The following is an 18,358-nucleotide window of genomic DNA, read 5'->3' as shown; positions in this document are numbered from 1 at the left end:
GAACAGAGGAAGATTTTTATTTTAATCACTTTCTAATTATTTGACCCAAAATTCATAAAAAAAAACGATTTAAGTTAAAACTATGTTAAATTTTAAAATATTTTTAAGAGATAAATTCTCAATAATTAAAATTTGCAATTCTACAATCTATTTCCATTTTATCTATGAAGAATATATTTTATTCCATTTCATTCTTTTTATTTCTTGGGATTACCATGCTCCGTTGCTCTAGCGAAAACCTCCCCTTTTTGGCAGGAAAATATATCTATTGGCTCGGTGTTTTGTGTGTTGTTGTTTTTGGAGTAGCATTAAAAAAAAATTGTAAAAGTTTAAAAATTAATAGTTTTGATGCAATTATACTAGTACTTGCCGTATTTGGACGAGTACACTTTATGCTTATCTCAAAATCTACTATTTATAATAGTGATATTTGGAATTATATTGGGTATGTGGTGCTGTATTTTATACTTAGGAATCAGTGTTCTGCAGGGGAAACCACTATAAAAACACTTTCTGCTTTGCTCTATTTTTGTTGCGGCTCCGCCCTACTCAATGTGGTGTTGATGTTCTTGCAATGGAAACATTTGATGGCGTCACCGAATCAATTTTTCACCTCCACAGGAATGTTCTTTTCACCCAATCAATTGGGCGTTTTTTTAAGCATTGGCTGTCTTAGCACTTTGTTTTTATGGAGAAAAGCCACTGTTTTTTGGTTGAAAATTGGTTTAGGATTGTGTGCACTTTTGATTTTTTTAGGGCTTTGTGTTTCGGCGTCAAGAGGTGCTTTTATCAGTTTGTTTGTTGCAATCGGGTACTTTTTAATCGTTTCAAAAGTAAAAACAAAACCTTTTTCAAAGTGGATAATGTATTTGGGCATTGGGGTACTTTTGGCAGGTAGTTTTTATTTTATTGGCATCATAAGTAAAAACAAAAGCGAATCTACTTCGGGTCGATTTTTTACTACCCAACAGGTTTTAAAACAGATAGCTGAACAGCCCTTGGGTTATGGTTTAAATTCATTTTCATTAGAGTACAACAAAGCCAAAGCTTCGTATTTTGAAAAAAACTCCAATTGGGGGGAGATGAAAAATGCAGGCTATATTTATAAAGCTAATAACGATTTGCTAGAATTAACTTTTGAATTGGGTATATTCTGGATGGCACTCTTTCTATTTTTAATAATGATGCTTTTTTGGAAAAAAAGCGATGGTATTGAAACTCAAATAGGGAGAGCTATTTTAATTTGTTTGCTCCTTTTTTCATTTACCACAAGCATTATTACGCTGCCTGTTTTGATGATTATAGCTAGCATTTGCACGATTGTAATTGTGAACACGACACAACCAAAAGTAGTTTATGAATTAAAAAATCATTTCATATTCAGATTTTTAGTTATGGGTATGATGGTGTCATTTGCTGGTGTACTCATCACCAGAATTACTGCCGAATATAAACTCTTTAGATTGTATGAAGATAAAATGTATCTAAAAAGTGAAAGTCAATTACAAGGCTATGTTTCAAAAATTAATAATGCAGGAGAGGAATTTTTTATGGGAGGTTTGACTCTTATCAAAAATGGATATGTAAATGAAGGCTTTCAGTATTTACAGATTGGTTTTGAACGTTCTGGAAAACCCAGTTTAGGAAGGGTTCTAGCCAATGGCTTGAAGCAACAAAAAAAATATGCTCAAGCGGAGAAAATCTACAGATACAATAAGAATGTGGAACCGTATCGATATGAAGCCCGAATGGATTTGTTCAATTTATATATCGAAACCAAACAGGGCACAAAAGCAAAAGCAATGGCGCAAGAAATAATGCAACTACCTGTTAAAATTCCGTCTCCTTTAATTGTGGGTTATAAGAAGCAGGCTAAGGCATATCTTAGTGAGAGTTTCGTTAAACAAAAAAAACCACTCTAATTGAAGTGGTTTAAATGATGTATTAGTTTAATTAACGTTTCTCTGAAGGTATAAATTCTCTCAAAGGATAACCGGTGTAAATTTGTCTAGGTCGCCCGATAGGTTCTTTGTTGAGTCTCATTTCTTTCCATTGTGCTATCCAACCTGGTAATCGACCTATGGCAAACATTACGGTAAACATATCTGTAGGGATTCCTAATGCACGGTAAATAATTCCAGAGTAGAAATCTACGTTTGGATATAATTTTCTAGCTATAAAATATTCGTCAGTTAATGCAGCTGCTTCTAGTTTTTTTGCAATATCCAAAATTGGATCATCAAAACCCAATGTTTTCAATACATCATCGGCGGCGGCTTTGATGATTTTGGCTCGTGGATCAAAGTTTTTATATACTCTATGTCCAAAACCCATTAGCCTAAAGGAATCATTTTTATCTTTGGCTTTGGCCAAATATTTATCAGCATCTCCACCATTGGCGTGAATTTCTTCCAACATTTCGAGAACTGCCTGATTGGCTCCACCATGAAGTGGTCCCCAAAGTGCCGAAACTCCAGCCGAAATTGAGGCAAATAAACCAGCATGTGATGAACCTACCATTCTTACAGTCGAAGTAGAGCAATTTTGTTCGTGATCGGCATGAAGAATAAATAATTTATCCAATGCCTCAACTATCACTGGATTAGCTTTATAAGGTTGTGTTGGCAATTTAAACATCAGCTGCATAAAATTTTCAACATAGCCCAAAGTATTGTCATAATAATTTAAAGGAAATCCTTGACTTTTTCTATAAGTCCACGAAGCAATTACAAGGAATTTACCCATCAGTTTACATACTGCTTCATACAATTGTTCTTCGTTTTCCGGATTTACTGCCGATGGATTAAAAGCGATTAAAGCACTTGTCAATGCTGACAAAACTCCCATTGGATGAGCTGTTTTTGGAAAACCATCAATGATACTTTTCATTTCCTCGTTTACCAAGGTGTATCTTCTAATGTGCGTTTCGAAATCCGACAATTGTTTATCTGTAGGCAATTCACCAAAAATCAACAAATAACATACTTCAAGGAAATGAGCTTTATCTGCTAATTCTTCAATAGAATATCCTCTGTAATGCAAAATCCCTTCTTCTCCATCTAGAAAGGTAATTTCGCTTTTGCAAGCACCAGTGTTTTTATATCCTTGATCGTAAGTTATCGCTCCTGAGGAGTCACGTAATTTACTAATATCGATAGATACCTCATTTTCTGTTCCAATAAATATTGGCAACTCATATATTTTTCCGTCAATTTCTAATTTTGCTGTTTTTGACATAGTGTTTTGAAATAAATCTTAATAAATTATTTTTCAAATTTAGGGAATTCCAAGGGAATTAAAAAATGAAATTCACAACGAATTTGTTAAAACTCAAAAAAAAAGCCATTTACTTTACGTAAATGGCTTTTAAACAAAAAATGTAAGCTTATTTTATTTTAAATGCATTTTTTCCGGGGAAATAGGCGATATCTCCTAATTCTTCTTCAATTCTAATTAACTGATTGTACTTTGCCATACGATCTGAACGTGAAGCTGAACCTGTTTTTATTTGTCCACAGTTCAAAGCAACTGCTAAATCAGCAATAGTATTGTCTTCAGTTTCTCCTGAACGGTGTGACATCACTGAAGTATAACCAGCGTTTTTAGCCATATTTACAGCTGCAATAGTTTCAGTCAAAGTTCCAATTTGGTTTACTTTTACTAAAATTGAATTAGCAATCCCTTTTTCAATTCCAGTTGAAAGGCGTTCCACATTAGTTACAAATAAATCATCACCTACTAATTGAACTTTGTCTCCAATTTTTTCGGTAAGCATTTTCCATCCATCCCAGTCGTTTTCGTCCATCCCATCTTCGATAGAGATAATTGGATATTTAGCTGCTAATTCAGCCATATATTCTACTTGTTCGGCAGAAGTTCTGATTTTTCCGGTTGGTCCTTCAAATTTAGTGTAATCGTATTTTCCATCTACATAAAACTCAGAAGCAGCACAATCCAAAGCCACCATTATTTCATCTCCAAAAGTATAACCTGCTTTTTCAACAGCTAATTTAATAGTATCTAAAGCATCTTCTGTTCCACCAGCTAAGTTTGGCGCAAATCCACCTTCGTCACCTACAGCGGTACTCAAACCTCTGTCGTGTAATACTTTTTTAAGATTATGAAAAATCTCCGTTCCCATTTGCATCGCATGACTAAAAGAAGTTGCTTTTACTGGAAAAATCATAAATTCTTGAAATGCGATAGGGGCATCGGAGTGAGAACCACCGTTGATGATATTCATCATTGGAACCGGTAATGTATTTGCAGAAACTCCACCAACATATCTGTACAATGGCATTCCAAGTTCGTTCGCTGCTGCTTTTGCAACTGCAAGAGAAACTCCCAGAATTGCGTTCGCTCCTAATTTTGCTTTATTAGGCGTACCATCTAACTCAATCATCGTTTGATCAATCCAATTTTGTTCAAAAACCGATGTTCCAACTAATTCTTCAGCAATTAAAGTATTAACATTTTCAACCGCTTTAAGAACTCCCTTTCCAAGAAAGTTTTTTCCTCCGTCTCGTAATTCGACTGCTTCGAACTTTCCAGTTGAAGCTCCTGATGGAACTGCTGCTCTTCCTATTACTCCGTTTTCTGTAACTACATCTACTTCTACAGTAGGATTTCCTCTTGAATCGAAAATTTGTCTTGCGTGAATTTTGATAATAATACTCATTTTTTTTAATTTAAATGTTGAAATATAATTTATTTAGTGACAAATATACTATATCCATAATTAACAGGAAATGAAAAAATTGTAATCTTATTAACGAAAACGATGTAATAATTCTGTTGTTTTACAAATGCTATACACATACGACCTATTTTCACATTAACAACCCTATTCATTCTCATTTGCCTTGAAAATGAGGTGCCAAGAATTAATAATTCTAAAAATTGGAACAAATTATTTTTGAAATCTTTAAAATACAAATAGTGCCACAAAAAAAATAGTTCAAAATCATGAAGGCCTGATTAAAAAACAATATATTTGAAAATTATTAACAAAAAACCTGATATTTTATGTCAATTTGGAAAAGAAAACCATTAGGCCAACTTATAGCAGAATCCGCTGAGTCTGAAAAAGGATTAAAAAGAACACTGACCGCTTGGACTTTGATTGCTCTTGGAATTGGAGCCATTATTGGAGCAGGATTATTTGTAAGAACGGCAACGGCAGCTGCACAAAGTGCAGGCCCATCGGTAACACTTGCGTTTGTAGTTGCGGCAATTGGTTGTGCACTTGCAGGATTATGCTATGCTGAACTTTCTTCTTCTATTCCAATTTCGGGTAGTGCTTACACTTATACTTATGCCACAATGGGGGAGTTTTTGGCCTGGATTATTGGCTGGGATCTAATTTTAGAATATGCAGTAGGCGCTGCAACTGTGGGCATTGCATGGAGTGAATATCTCAATAATTTATTGGTAAATGTGCTACATACAAGTCCTATACCCTATTCGTTATCCCATTCCCCTTTTCAAACTAATTTAGAAACTGGAGAGCATGGACTAATAAATCTTCCGGCATTGTTTATTGTTGTTGCAATTAGTTTACTATTAATTAAAGGAATACAAGAATCCGCATTTGTCAACGGAATAATTGTAGTAGTAAAAGTTGCTATTGTAATTATGATTATAATTATCGGTTGGAATTTTATAAATCCTGCAAACCACACCCCATATATTCCACCAACATCCATTTTTACTGATGAACATGGAGTTGGTCATGATTTTGGAGGATTTTGGGGAATAATAGGAGCAGCAGGAACAGTATTCTTTGCCTTTATTGGTTTTGACGCTGTAAGCACCGCCGCTCAAGAAACTATAAATCCAAAAAAAAATATGCCTATTGGAATTCTAGGTTCTTTGGCTATTTGTACCGTTTTATATATTTTATTTGGACATGTTTTAACTGGAGTAGCAACAGTTGAAGACTTCAGAACTGGTGGCAAAGAAGCCTCAGTTGCTTTTGCAATTACAAAATATATGGTTGGATACGAATGGCTAGGACAATTAGTTACTGTAGCTATCCTTGCAGGTTTTTCTTCTGTAATATTGGTAATGTTGTTAGGACAATCAAGAGTATTTTATGCGATGGGTAAAGACGGTTTATTACCAAAATCTTTTAGTGATTTACATCCAAAATACAAAACTCCCTACAAAGCGAATTTAGCAATCTTAGTAATTGTTGGAGCATTTGCAGCTTTTGTTCCCGGAGATATTGTGGGCGATATGACCAGCATTGGTACTTTGTTTGCATTTGTTTTGGTTTGTGTCGCTGTCATTATATTGCGTAAAAAAGAACCTAATATGGTAAGAGAATTCAAAACACCTTGGGTTCCTTTCGTTCCTATTCTCGGTGTGATTTCTTGTTCATTAATGATGTACGGTTTAGGTTGGACAAACTGGCTAAGACTTTTTGCTTGGATGGCAATAGGTGTTGTATTCTACTTTGTTTATGGTAAAAAAAATAGTGTTTTAAATAATCCACAAAAATAATTACCCAATCAGAAATCAAAAAGGGATTATAAAGTATCAACTACTTTATAATCCCTTTTTTTATTCGAGATTAATTGCTACAAATCAAAAACCGAGCTGCGTTTCGCTCGAACCAAATCTTTTAATCGCAACCAAAAAGCTAAGGTCAAATAAACGCCAAACCACAAACCAGCGGTTACAAAACTAATGTAGATAAAAAACAATCTCACATCAGACACACGCATTCCTAAACTATCCGCAAGACGCGAGGAAACGTGAAAACCGTTTTTTTCAAAAAAATACTTGAGCCGAATTACTGCTTTCATACTTATTATTTTAGGCAAAATTACGAAATTATCTCCTTCTTGAATCAACGAATGATTTAATTAACTTTTTTTCAATAGTTCCATTCCGATGGCACATTGCAAGCAACGGCTTTTATTGCAATATTCGTTTTTGAGTTGTAATAAAGATTGAGACTCAAAAGCATTTTTAGACTTTATTCCAAAGGAACTAAACTTATCTAAAATCGCATTTTTCTCCGACGCTACTTCATTTAACAACTGGATCAAGTCTTCTGAAATTTCCTTTCCTTGACTTTTGGCGAAAGCAAACTGAAGCGGAATTATGGTGTTAATTATAATCAAATCGATAAATGATTTGGAAAGTTTTTTCTTTTTCTTCGGGCTTTCTTTGTCAAACTGATAATGATTTTGCCAATAATTCGATACCGAAATTTCAAAAATTTCATAAATACTTTTCACCGAATTTGAAGTGCTAATTGTGGAAAACAAATTTTGCTGGTTATGGTATAAATTCGCCAATTGAGACAAGCGAATTGTAGGGAAATTATCTGGTCGATGCTTGAAAAACTGTACGGGCTCAACCAATCTTTTTTCTATTTGATATTTGTGCAACAAATAAAAATACCTAAATTTCAAATCCTTGAAATAAGCATCTTCCTTTTCTAAATCTAATAAACCTGCAGTTCCCAAGAGTAAAGCTTCGAGATTTTCGACCTCAAAACTTTCTTTTCTGATAATCGAAAACGGAATGGCTTGTGCAATTTTCAAAAAGATTTCACCATTGGTATTCAACCCGAAATTCTTGGCCAAAAGGCAAAACAAAACCGCTTCCCAATCGTTATTTGTTTGTTGTAGTAAGTCGAAAATGGGATTTGATTTCCGTTCCAAACGTTCGAAAAACAAACGTTCTTGCCAATTTTTTAATGTAAATTCATTGATGTCTTTTAATTGCTTTTCACAAAAAATCCACGACTTTGGAGCCATCAACGATTGATAATTGGCTACTGTAGCTGTATCGACATAATTCTTTAATACCAAAACTGGAATTTCGGAATTGTTGCTTCTAAAAATTTCGGTATCGTGTTCCCAAACCACGTGTAAAATAACATTTTCGTAGGCTTCGTCTCGTTCGTGATGATGCACATACCAATCGGAAGATTTAAGATGAATTTCCACATTTCCAGCCCATTTTTGATTTCCAATTACAAGCTGAGCATTGAAAAAATCGGGACCAGCAAGTTCTAAATAGTTTCCAACATTGATAATCGTAATTTCTTCTCCGTTGAAAGTCTTCAAATTCAAACTATCGAACTTCTTGAATTTCCAAAGATAATGGAGAAAATCTTCTTTCATAATTAGATTTGATGATGATAGACGAATAGATGATAGATTAAAAGACTAAAGTAGTGAAAAATTATATCTTTGAGTAATTTATCGCATCAAATACAATTTGGCGCAAGCTCGAGCATCCGATAAAGCTTCGTGATGGTTGAGTTCAATGCGCATTTCACGACAACAATCACTTAATTTTGTTGGCCTCAAGCCTTTGGCTTTGTAAATTTTTACTGTACATTCCCAACGAGAGCCAATATTCAAATCCTCGTAATTTAAGCCGTAAAGCGCCATCGATTTGGCCAAAACATTCCGGTCAAAACTTTCATTATGCGCCACAACAATACGGTTTTGCAATCGTTTTTTGATTTCAGGAAATACTTGCGCAAAGGTTTTTGCATTCACAGTATCTCGCGGATAGATTCCGTGAACCGCTATGGTAAAAGGCGAATATTCGTTTCTTGGAGGTTTAATCAACGTAACAAATTCGTCAACAATAATACCGTTTTCGACCGTAACAATTCCTACTGAACAAGGATGAAAGCCTGTGGCGGTTTCAAAATCTATGGCGGTGAAGGTCATTTTGGAAGTTAGAAGTTAGAGGTTAGAAGTTGGGGTTGGAGTTGGCAGTTATATTTCAGGTTTTTTGTAGATTTTAGATTGATGACATTGCCTTTAGTATTGCCATCGAAAATACTAAAAAAATGGATTTGAAATCACTCCAAAATGAATTTAATTAGTTATCTAATGCAAATCTGGTTGCGTTTTATTGGAAAAAATTCCAAACCAAACCAAAGCGAATTATAAAATCAGTGTACGGATTATTTGGTGACGACAAGTAATTGTATCCTGAAAGCGAGGAATTTAAATGTTCCAAAGTTAAATATATTCTAGTCCTTTGAATTCGTGCATTGAAGAAGAAATCGAAGTTGGTAAAATCTCCCATTTTTTTCTGATTTTGAACAAAAAACTCCCCAATTACCGGATTGTATTCGTTGCCATAATAAGAAGTGAAATAATTAAAAGTGACGCCTGTTTGAAAAAACAAGGCTTTTTTAAACATATTTTGAGAGTAGTAAAGCGTGTTTCTGGTAACAAATTCAGGAACATTAAGAATCAATTCCGATTGACCTACTTTTTGATATAAAATCGTATTGTCTAAGGCAAATTTTCCAAACTTAAATTCATTACTCGCTTTTACCGACAAATAATTAATGGTATTGGCGTACTGCGAAGGTGCAATTATTTGTTGTTGTAAAGCTATTTGGTCGTCATCAGAAACATCGGCAAAATACAAATGATCATTAAATATCGAGTATTGCGCAGCAACGCTAACCCAAGGTGTAGTGGCGGTGGCACTGATTGAATTTATTTTCTCGTTTTTAAAATCGTTCGACCAATTGTAATTTACATAACTACTTTGATACAAATTATAATTATCGTTGGGCAGTTTGTTTACATTTTGATATTGGAAAGAAAGCAGCATTTCCTCATTTAGCTCATATTGCATTTTCGCATCTAAATTCGAGAGCGATTGATTGGTAATCGATCGAGTAAATAAAAATTTTCCAGTCCATTTATTTTTCCGGTAATCGTATTGTCCTCCATAGGAATCAATCCTTCGACTCAAAAATGCCGGAACCGTTTCGTCCACCTTGATCAAAATTTGATTGTAGTAATAATTGCTGAAAAAATCATCAACAAAAAAATTAAACTTCCCTAAAGTGGTGTTTTCATACGTCAATCCTACTTTATTGTAGGTTTTGTTATAATGCGTTTGGTCATTGATGCCGCTGTTTTTATAGGAATCGCCAAATCGAACAACAGTCTTTCCTCCAACAATGGAATTTACAGTTGGCTGTTTGAATTCAAAAAATTTATTTTCGTAATTGAACTGATGGGTCACATACAAATTATTGTTTCCCTTCACAGAATTAATTCTAAAAAAGTGATCTAAAAACACCCTTTTTCCTTTTAGTAACGATTGAGCATCTGTCAAATACACTTCCAATCGATCTCGCTGTAAAAAAGCTGGATTACCACTTTCAAAATCTTCAACGGTGGTAATTCCGCCATTTTCCTCATTCAAAATATCTTGGCCAGTATAATGAAAATTAGCAAAATACCGCTTGTTTTTAGTGTTGTAACTAGTTGTAAACCTGAAATTTCCCGTACTGGTTAGCTGATTTATATATTTCCCTTCTGAACGCAATCCTTTATACGCTATCGAAAAATTCAATCTTGGAGAAGTATTCAGCGTAAAAAAAGCATCCAAATTTTGACCTCTTTTCATAATTGTTTTAAAAAAAAATTCAGTAACAGGCGTGGCTACTGAACAATATCGAATTTGGTTCGCTTCAAGAAAATTAAAATGTTTGGCTTTAAATCCAAACTCTGGAAGCGGCGAAAAACTAGTCAAACTGTATTGTAAGGTATTGTAAGTTTGCCCTTCGTTAGGGAAAGGCAACAGTCCAAAAAGGTCTTTACGCAAATAATTATGGCTGTATTTTCTTTGAATGGTAAGCGAAGTATCGATATAAGTCGTGTCACGTTCCAAAGTAATTACGCGGTACATATCAATTGTAGCTTCAGGTTTCTTCGCTTTCGCCGAATCAGTAACGCTGCTGTTATTCGGAATGGTTGATTTCCTACTGTTTCTCTCTTGAGAAAAAAGCAAAACAGTACTAAACAATAAAACTACCAGAAGGGAAATTCTCATCAAGAAAGAATATAATTATGGGGAACCACTTTTTTAATTAAAGCAAAGGTAAATGAAAAAAGATACAAATAAAAAAACACTCTGATTTATGGGAATGTTTTGGGAAATAGCACTAAAAAAGCTTTTTTTTGAAGAAAATTTCACAATATTTGTTGTTTCTATACCACTACTATGCTGCTTGCTAATTTTTCTCATTTTATCCTAGAAACTGGAACCGATGAAGCCGGTCGGGGCTGTCTTGCTGGTCCAGTAACCGCTGCAGCTGTTATCCTCTCCCCGACCCTCTCCCAAGGAGAGGGAGCACAAACGGATACGACAAAAATTATCTTCGAACAATTAAACGATTCAAAACAATTATCCGAAAAAACAAGAGAAAAACTTCGTCCTATTATCGAAAGTCAAGCCATTGCATTTGCTGTAACCCATTTGCATCCGAATGAAATTGACGAAATCAATATTCTGAATGCTTCGATGAAAGCAATGCAAGAATGTATTTTGAAATTAAACCCAATTCCCGAATTTATTATTGTCGATGGCAATCGAGCATTGAATGCCAAATTGGGTTTGAAAACCACTTTCGGAAAACAATTTTCTAAAGCTGAAATTGCATTATTGAAATCAATTCCCAATCAGAGCATAATTAAAGGCGATTCGAAATATAGGAGCATTGCCGCGGCTTCGGTATTGGCAAAAACCTATCGCGATGAGTATATGAACACGATTCACGAAGAATTCCCAATGTACAATTGGAAACAAAACAAAGGTTATCCAACGAAAGAACACCGCGAAGCAATAATGAAATATGGCGTGACGAAGTACCATAGAATGACGTTTCGATTGTTGCCGGAACAGTTGAAATTGGAAATCTAATCACAAAGAGCGCAAAGAAGACACAAAGCTCAAAAAGTTAGAAACCTTGAAAATCTGTTCAATCCGTCTAATTTGTAGCCTTATTTAAAGTCACAAACTCCGCTTCAAATAATTGAGAAAAATGTTTCAATATTTTAGCTTTCACTTCTTCTTCATCCACTTTTTCAACTCCGAGCTCTACGTTTAAAGAAGTTACTGCTTTGCCTCGAATCCCACACGGAATAATATTATCAAAATAACCCAAATCGACGTTTACATTCAATGCAAAACCGTGCATTGTTACCCAGCGGGAAGCGCGAACGCCAAGCGCACAAATTTTTCGGGCAAATGGAGTTCCAGATCCGAGCCAAACACCGGTTTCGCCTTCGCTTCGACCACATTCTAATCCGTATTCTTGTAAAGTCAGGATGATAGATTCTTCCAGAAAACGCAAGTATTTATGTATATCTGTAAAGAAATTTTCCAAGTCTAAAATAGGATAACCCACGATTTGGCCTGGTCCGTGATACGTAATGTCCCCACCACGATTGATTTTGTAGAAAGTCGCGCCTTTGGCTTCGAGTTGTTTTTGGGATAAAAGAAGGTTTTTTAAATCGCCGCTTTTTCCTAAAGTATATACGTGAGGATGTTCTACAAAAAGAAAATAATTTGGGGTTGCTATTGACAAATCTTCTCGTCTATTCTTGATTTTCAAATCGACAACTTCCTTGAATATTTTTTCCTGATATTCCCAAGTTGCTGCATAATCTTGGAGTCCTAAATCTTGAAGTTGGATGATTTTGTTCATTTAAAATGGGTTCTAAAATGCAAAGGTACAAAGGAAATCTTTGTCAAAGTTCGGAACTTAGACAAAGGTTTATTCCAAAATCACTTCAAGATTCGTAATTGTTGGATTTTGCACACAATCAGTTAATAGGAATTCTACCGAAAGTGACTTTTGATTCTCACTAATTTTGGCCTGCGGATTTGAAACGGATTTAATTTTTCGAGGAAAATGATAATCCAAAACATAATTTTGAACGAGCTTAAGTCCTTTGTAGTAGGTTTTATATTTTTCTAATCGGTCAAATTCTCTTTTTAGAAATATTGAATCGGTGATTTTTACGGTTCTGTTGAAACGGTTGCCAACATAACTGTAACTTACTTTGTAATAATGCTCTTCGGCAGATAAGGCATAGTTATGTTTAATATTATCGGCGTAATCCTCGGCTTTATAAAGGTCAACAATATCAGTCGCATTCTTGAATTGTTGCGAAATTAGGGTTCGGAATTCTTTTTCGCTTGAGCTTTTCTTGATATGAACATTTACATCTGAATATCTCAAATACACATTTTGGTCTTCCTTTGATGTTCTTGCAAATGTCTCCCCGTATTTACTAAAATAATCTTTAAAAACATAAGTAGTGTCTCGATAGAAATCTTCCTTTGCATATTCTTCTTTTGCTAGTTGCATATAACTATTTTCGTCTCTTAGTTCGCGCACTTCAATAGTTCCAGTTCCGTCGGGATTGAGACGAAGTGTTTCCGTAACTTGACAACTTGCAGTAAATAGAATTACTAACAGGAGGAGGATTCTTTTCATTTTTTAAATGCTCTGAGGTTTCTAAAAACGAAATTACATTAATTTGTGCGGAATTTATATTGTTTTTTTGGGGAAAGGTTTTATGAAAAACAAAAAGTTGTTGTTTAGCCCCGATAGAAGCGGAAATCCTTTTTTACCAAACCTATAAGGTTTCCAAAACCTTATAGGTTTAAAAAAGATTGAAGCGAATAGCGGGACGAGTCGTGATGAAAAACCCAATGTTTCTGCTCCTAAAAAAACTCCTCACCCCCCGCCCTCTCCAAAATAGAGGGAGCTCCTAGCAAATCATTTTGCGCTTTGCAATTTTAACACATAAAGACTATCTTTGCACTCTTAAAATTAGAACAGAATGGCATTATCCGAACAAGAAATCCTTCGTAGAGAAGCACTCACAGAATTACGCAACCTAGGTATTGAACCTTATCCTGCAGCCGAATTTATCACAACCGCTTATTCCAGCGAAATCCTAGCCGATTTCGAGAAATTTGAAGGAAAGGAAGTAGTGTTGGCTGGTCGTTTGATGGGGAAACGTATTATGGGAAAAGCTTCGTTTGCTGAGTTGAAAGACTCAGAAGGACGCATACAAATCTATGTTTCTAGAGATGATATTTCGACGGATGAAGAGAAAACGATGTACAATGTAGTTTTCAAAAAACTATTAGATATTGGCGATTTCATTGGGGTTCGTGGTACGGTTTTTAAAACTCAGGTTGGCGAAATATCGGTTCATGTTTATGGTTTGACCGTTTTGGCGAAAGCTTTGAAACCTTTGCCAATTGTAAAAACGGATGCTGACGGAAAAATTTACGATGCATTTTCGGATCCAGAACAAAGATACCGCCGGCGTTATGTAGATTTGACGGTGAACGACCACGTGAAAGAGACCTTTATCAAGAGAACAAAATTGTTTAATGCAATGCGTTCATTCTTTAATGACAAAGGATATCTTGAGGTAGAAACCCCGGTTTTACAACCAATTCCTGGTGGTGCTGCAGCGAGACCTTTTATAACACACCACAACTCATTGGACATTCCGCTTTATATGCGTATTGCCAATGAATTGTATTTGAAAAGGTTGATTGTAGGCGGTTTTGAAGGTGTTTATGAGTTTTCGAAAAACTTCCGTAACGAAGGAATGGACCGAACACACAACCCGGAATTTACCGCAATGGAAATATATGTGGCCTACAAAGACTACAATTGGATGATGAAATTTACCGAAAATTTATTGGAACATTGTGCTGTTAACGTAAATGGAACGAGTGAAGCCACTTTTGGTGAACACCAAATAAACTTCAAAGCTCCGTATGCAAGAGTTACGATGACGGATTCTATCAAACATTTTACTGGTTTTGATATTTCTGGAAAGTCGGAGAGCAAACTTTTTGATGCTGCAAGAGGAATGGGAATTGATGTGGATGCAACTATGGGCAAAGGAAAATTGATTGATGAAATTTTCGGTGCCAAATGCGAAGGAAATTATATTCAGCCTACTTTCATTACAGATTATCCAAAGGAAATGTCTCCTTTATGTAAACAGCACCGTGACAATCCTGAGTTGACGGAACGTTTCGAATTGATGGTTTGTGGTAAAGAAGTAGCGAATGCTTATTCGGAATTGAATGACCCAATTGACCAAAGAGAGCGTTTTGAAGACCAAATGCGTCTGGCAGAAAAAGGTGATGATGAAGCGACTGGAACCATTGACGAGGATTTCTTGAGAGCATTAGAATATGGAATGCCGCCAACATCCGGTTTAGGAATTGGTATGGATCGTTTGATGATGTACTTGACAAATAACTCCTCTATTCAAGAAGTATTGTTTTTCCCTCAAATGCGACCAGAGAAAAAACAAGTTCAAATTGAATTAGAAGACGAAGAAAAATTAATATTGGCGCTTTTGCAAACCAATGAAAACAAAATGGATTTGGGTTTACTAAAAATCAAATCGGAATTGAGTGGAAAAAAATGGGATGCCGCGATGAAAGGTTTGGCAAAATACGGATTGATAAAAGTGAGTTTGGTTGGAGAAAGTAAAATTGTGGAATTAGTGGTATAATTTTTAAATCACTTTTTTAAAAAAGGAGTTTCAAATTTGAAGCTCCTTTTTTTATGGATTTTTTCATATTTAAATTTGCGATTTTCAAATTAAAAAGGTTGTTTTTTACCTTTTTAGTGAATAAAAACGAACAAAATCAAAATATCATTATAGTTCTACTATTTATTATCATTTTTAGGTCATTAAAAAGTTAATAAGTATTTTTGGCAAGACACTAACCAAACCTATTATGAGAAAGCATTTTTACACATTACTATTTTTAATTTCTGTTTTTAATTCTGTTTTTGCACAACTAAAAAGCCCTTCAGATTTCATTCCTAATTATGGCAAACAAATTACCTATTATCATCAAGTTGAAGACTATTTCAATTATCTAGCTGGCGAATCCAAACTCATCAAAAAGCAAAAATATGGCGTTACAGCAGAGCAAAGAGATTTGAATTTATTTTTCATTTCGACTCCGGAGAACTTGGCTAATTTAGAACAAATTAGGAACAACAATCTCGCCGCTATCGGAATGTCAAATACTAAAACTGCAACTGTAGAAGACAAAGTACTAGTTTGGTTGAGTTTTAATGTACACGGTAATGAATTTGCGGGTACCGAAAGCGCAATGACCGTAGCCTATGAATTATTAAATCCTTCAAATGAGGCTAGCAAAACTTGGTTAAAAAACACCATTGTTATTTTGGATCCTTGCATCAATCCAGATGGATATTCCCGATATGGAAATTAGTTACGCGAAATTTCAGGCAAAAAAACACATCCTGGATTGTATGACAGAGAGCATATGGAAGTTTGGCCCGGCGGAAGATACAATCATTATATTTTTGATTTGAACCGAGATTGGGCTTGGCAAACACAAGCTGAAACACAACAGCGCATTGCCATGTATTATCAATGGATGCCGCAAGTACACACAGATGTTCACGAAATGAGTTATAATTCACCTTATTTTTTTCCACCATCTGCCGAACCTTTACACGAATACATTGAGCAATATCAAAAAGATTTCCAAAATTCTTTGGGTAAAAATATTGCCGCCAAGTTCGACAAACAAAACTGGATGTACAATACTCGGGAGCGATTTGATTTATTTTATCCTAGTTACGGTGACACTTACCCTACTTACAACGGCGCAGTTGGAATGACCCTAGAACAAGGGGGAATAGGAGCGGGAAGAGAAATCACTATGGAAAACGGAGCCAGTCTAACCATAAAAGACCGTTTGACACATCACGCAACAGCAGTATTAACTATTGTAGAAAGTGCTTCCCAACAGAAAGATGTTTTGATAAAAGGGTTTAGAGATTTTAACAATAATGCCCGTAAGAAAGTCAAGGGAACTTACAAAAGCTATGTTATGAAGAGCAATCCAAAACTGGAGCAAATGACCGTCTTATTGAAGAAAAATAATATCGAATTTGCTTATGCCGATGCTTCAACCAATGAATCTGGTTTTCACTATCAGACCAAAAAGACAGAAAGTTTCAAAATAGAACCGAACGATTTAATTATCAAAGTGGATCAACCAAGAGCTGTTTTGACACAAGTACTTTTTGAACCCAATCAAAAATTGAATGATAGTTTGTCCTATGACATAACCGCTTGGTCATTACCGCTTGCTTATGGTGTCGAAGGGTATGCGATAAAAAATAGCTTGGACATCAAAACAAAAGCCACAATTGAAGTCCTCGCAAAAAAGCTTCCTGATGTCGTTTATGCTTTTCATATTCCGTGGAATAACCGAACTTCTGCACAAGTAATTTCTCTGCTGCATCAAGCCAATATTAAAGTGCGTTCAACAATGAAAAAAGCTGTTTTTGGAGAAACCACTATTGAACCCGGGGGATTAATTGTTAGCAAAGCCGATAATCCGAAAGTAGTCGATTTTGAAAAAACAGTGAGTGATATCGTCAAAATTAAATCGGATTATACTATTATCACCACTGGATTTTCAACGAATTCAAAAGATTTGGGAGGAGAAAACTTCAGCATATTAAGAGCTCCAAAAGTGCTGCTGTTATCAGGAAAAGGAGTGAGTTCGACCGATTTTGGCGCAACTTGGTTTTACTTAGATGACACCATTAGTTATCCGGTGAGTATTGTAGAAACCACCAATTTCAGCCGAGTAAAATTATACAATTACAACACGTTGATTATGGCCGATGGCTATTATACTTTTTCGGATGAGCAAAAAATACAAATTGATGCTTGGATTAAAGACGGAGGAAAAGTAATTGCAATGAACTCAGCTATGTCAATGTTTGAAGATAGAGAAGGTTATACTTTAAGCCCATTTGCCACAACAGAAGACAAAGAAAAATCAGAAAAAGAGGAAAAGGAATTGGAATTAAAAAAACGTTTCCTAGATTTTGAAGGCTCAGAGCGAAGAGCAATTTCGGGCTCAATTCCTGGTGCAATTATGGAAAACAAAATAGACAAAACCTACCCAATGGCCTTTGGGCTTGGAAACTCCTATTTTAGCCTAAAAACTACCGAGAAATGTTATCCATTATTAAAAAAAGCAATCAATGTAGCCTACATTCCAAAGGATTACCGCAGTTATGGCTTTGTTGGTAATGATATGAAGAAAAAACTAACGGAAACCGTAAGTTTTGCAGTTGATAAAAAAGGAGAAGGATTAGTAATCTATATGGTGGACAATCCGCTATTTAGAGGATTCTGGGAAAATGGAATTTTATTGTTTAGCAATGCTTTGTTTTTAGTGAATTAAGATTCAAAACAAATGTAACAAGCCGTCTCAAAAAATACTTTGAGGCGGTTTTTTTATGCTTTAATTTTAGTAAAATCATAATCGATAAAACATTTAATTGACATTAAAGAACATTGCTTTTTTCATCAGTCTTGTGTTAATAACAAAATGATAAAAAAAAAGAAGTATGATTTAAATCATATGAAACAATGCATTTAATATGTAAAATTATACTCGGAAAAAAGGAGTACAATTTTTTACAAATGAAGAGTAAAAACAACCAACGGCTATA

Annotated in this window: 14 protein-coding genes; 6 read left to right on the top strand and 8 right to left on the bottom strand. The window is 35.0% G+C overall.

Annotation, left to right across the window (positions count from 1 at the left end; all coding sequences use genetic code 11):
* The first annotated feature begins 164 nt into the window (after positions 1-164).
* The gene (locus tag RMO83_RS16825; RefSeq protein WP_310560862.1) at positions 165-1,922 is read left to right on the top strand and encodes an O-antigen ligase family protein; all 1,758 of its coding nucleotides are present in this window, start codon (positions 165-167) and stop codon (positions 1,920-1,922) included.
* A 31-nt stretch (positions 1,923-1,953) separates the two neighbouring features.
* On the opposite strand, the gene RMO83_RS16820 is transcribed toward RMO83_RS16825, so the two are convergent.
* Both RMO83_RS16820 and eno read right to left on the bottom strand, forming a co-directional pair.
* Positions 1,954-3,237, bottom strand: a complete 1,284-nt coding sequence (locus RMO83_RS16820; protein ID WP_310560861.1) for a citrate synthase — start codon at positions 3,235-3,237, stop codon at positions 1,954-1,956.
* Positions 3,238-3,385: 148 nt separating this feature from the next.
* The gene (gene eno / locus RMO83_RS16815) at positions 3,386-4,678 is read right to left on the bottom strand and encodes a phosphopyruvate hydratase (protein ID WP_310560860.1); all 1,293 of its coding nucleotides are present in this window, start codon (positions 4,676-4,678) and stop codon (positions 3,386-3,388) included.
* 347 nt (positions 4,679-5,025) lie between these two features.
* On the opposite strand from eno, the gene RMO83_RS16810 reads away from it, so the two are divergent.
* The gene (locus RMO83_RS16810; RefSeq protein ID WP_310560859.1) at positions 5,026-6,504 is read left to right on the top strand and encodes an amino acid permease; all 1,479 of its coding nucleotides are present in this window, start codon (positions 5,026-5,028) and stop codon (positions 6,502-6,504) included.
* A 77-nt stretch (positions 6,505-6,581) separates the two neighbouring features.
* Here RMO83_RS16810 and RMO83_RS16805 read toward each other — a convergent pair whose 3' ends face one another.
* The 4 genes from RMO83_RS16805 to RMO83_RS16790 all read right to left on the bottom strand — a co-directional run bounded on the left by RMO83_RS16805 (position 6,582) and on the right by RMO83_RS16790 (position 10,839).
* Complete coding sequence (locus tag RMO83_RS16805; RefSeq protein WP_310560858.1) at positions 6,582-6,809, bottom strand: PspC domain-containing protein; 228 nt, start codon at positions 6,807-6,809, stop codon at positions 6,582-6,584.
* A 60-nt stretch (positions 6,810-6,869) separates the two neighbouring features.
* Complete coding sequence (locus RMO83_RS16800; RefSeq protein ID WP_310560857.1) at positions 6,870-8,141, bottom strand: DUF2851 family protein; 1,272 nt, start codon at positions 8,139-8,141, stop codon at positions 6,870-6,872.
* Positions 8,142-8,219: 78 nt separating this feature from the next.
* Positions 8,220-8,702 carry a 3'-5' exonuclease gene (locus RMO83_RS16795; RefSeq protein WP_310560856.1) on the bottom strand — a complete coding sequence of 161 codons (483 nt, stop codon included), beginning with the start codon at positions 8,700-8,702 and terminating at the stop codon, positions 8,220-8,222.
* Positions 8,703-8,886: 184 nt separating this feature from the next.
* Entirely contained in the window at positions 8,887-10,839 is a 1,953-nt protein-coding gene (locus RMO83_RS16790; RefSeq protein ID WP_310560855.1) for a putative porin, read from the bottom strand.
* A gap of 171 nt (positions 10,840-11,010) precedes the next feature.
* Here RMO83_RS16790 and RMO83_RS16785 point away from each other — a divergent pair, with 171 nt between their 5' ends.
* Positions 11,011-11,709 (top strand): ribonuclease HII, encoded by a 699-nt coding sequence (locus RMO83_RS16785; protein ID WP_310560854.1) that lies wholly within the window; start codon positions 11,011-11,013, stop codon positions 11,707-11,709.
* 67 nt (positions 11,710-11,776) lie between these two features.
* Here RMO83_RS16785 and lipB read toward each other — a convergent pair whose 3' ends face one another.
* Together lipB and RMO83_RS16775 are read right to left on the bottom strand one after the other, a co-directional pair.
* Positions 11,777-12,496 (bottom strand): lipoyl(octanoyl) transferase LipB, encoded by a 720-nt coding sequence (gene lipB / locus RMO83_RS16780; protein WP_310560853.1) that lies wholly within the window; start codon positions 12,494-12,496, stop codon positions 11,777-11,779.
* Between the two features lie 69 nt (positions 12,497-12,565).
* Positions 12,566-13,291, bottom strand: a complete 726-nt coding sequence (locus RMO83_RS16775) for a hypothetical protein (protein ID WP_310560852.1) — start codon at positions 13,289-13,291, stop codon at positions 12,566-12,568.
* Between the two features lie 349 nt (positions 13,292-13,640).
* On the opposite strand from RMO83_RS16775, the gene lysS reads away from it, so the two are divergent.
* The 3 genes from lysS to RMO83_RS16760 all read left to right on the top strand — a co-directional run bounded on the left by lysS (position 13,641) and on the right by RMO83_RS16760 (position 18,087).
* A complete protein-coding gene (gene lysS, locus RMO83_RS16770) occupies positions 13,641-15,350 on the top strand; it encodes a lysine--tRNA ligase (protein WP_310560851.1) in 1,710 nt (569 codons plus the stop codon).
* A gap of 229 nt (positions 15,351-15,579) precedes the next feature.
* Positions 15,580-16,086 (top strand): M14 family zinc carboxypeptidase, encoded by a 507-nt coding sequence (locus tag RMO83_RS16765; protein WP_310560850.1) that lies wholly within the window; start codon positions 15,580-15,582, stop codon positions 16,084-16,086.
* A gap of 54 nt (positions 16,087-16,140) precedes the next feature.
* Positions 16,141-18,087, top strand: a complete 1,947-nt coding sequence (locus tag RMO83_RS16760) for a hypothetical protein (RefSeq protein WP_310560849.1) — start codon at positions 16,141-16,143, stop codon at positions 18,085-18,087.
* The last annotated feature ends 271 nt before the right edge of the window (positions 18,088-18,358 follow it).

The organism is Flavobacterium sp., from assembly GCF_031423415.1.
Taxonomy (GTDB): domain Bacteria; phylum Bacteroidota; class Bacteroidia; order Flavobacteriales; family Flavobacteriaceae; genus Flavobacterium.
The sequence above is the reverse complement of the archived record's forward strand: the minus strand, read 5'-3'. Positions and strand labels throughout refer to the sequence as shown.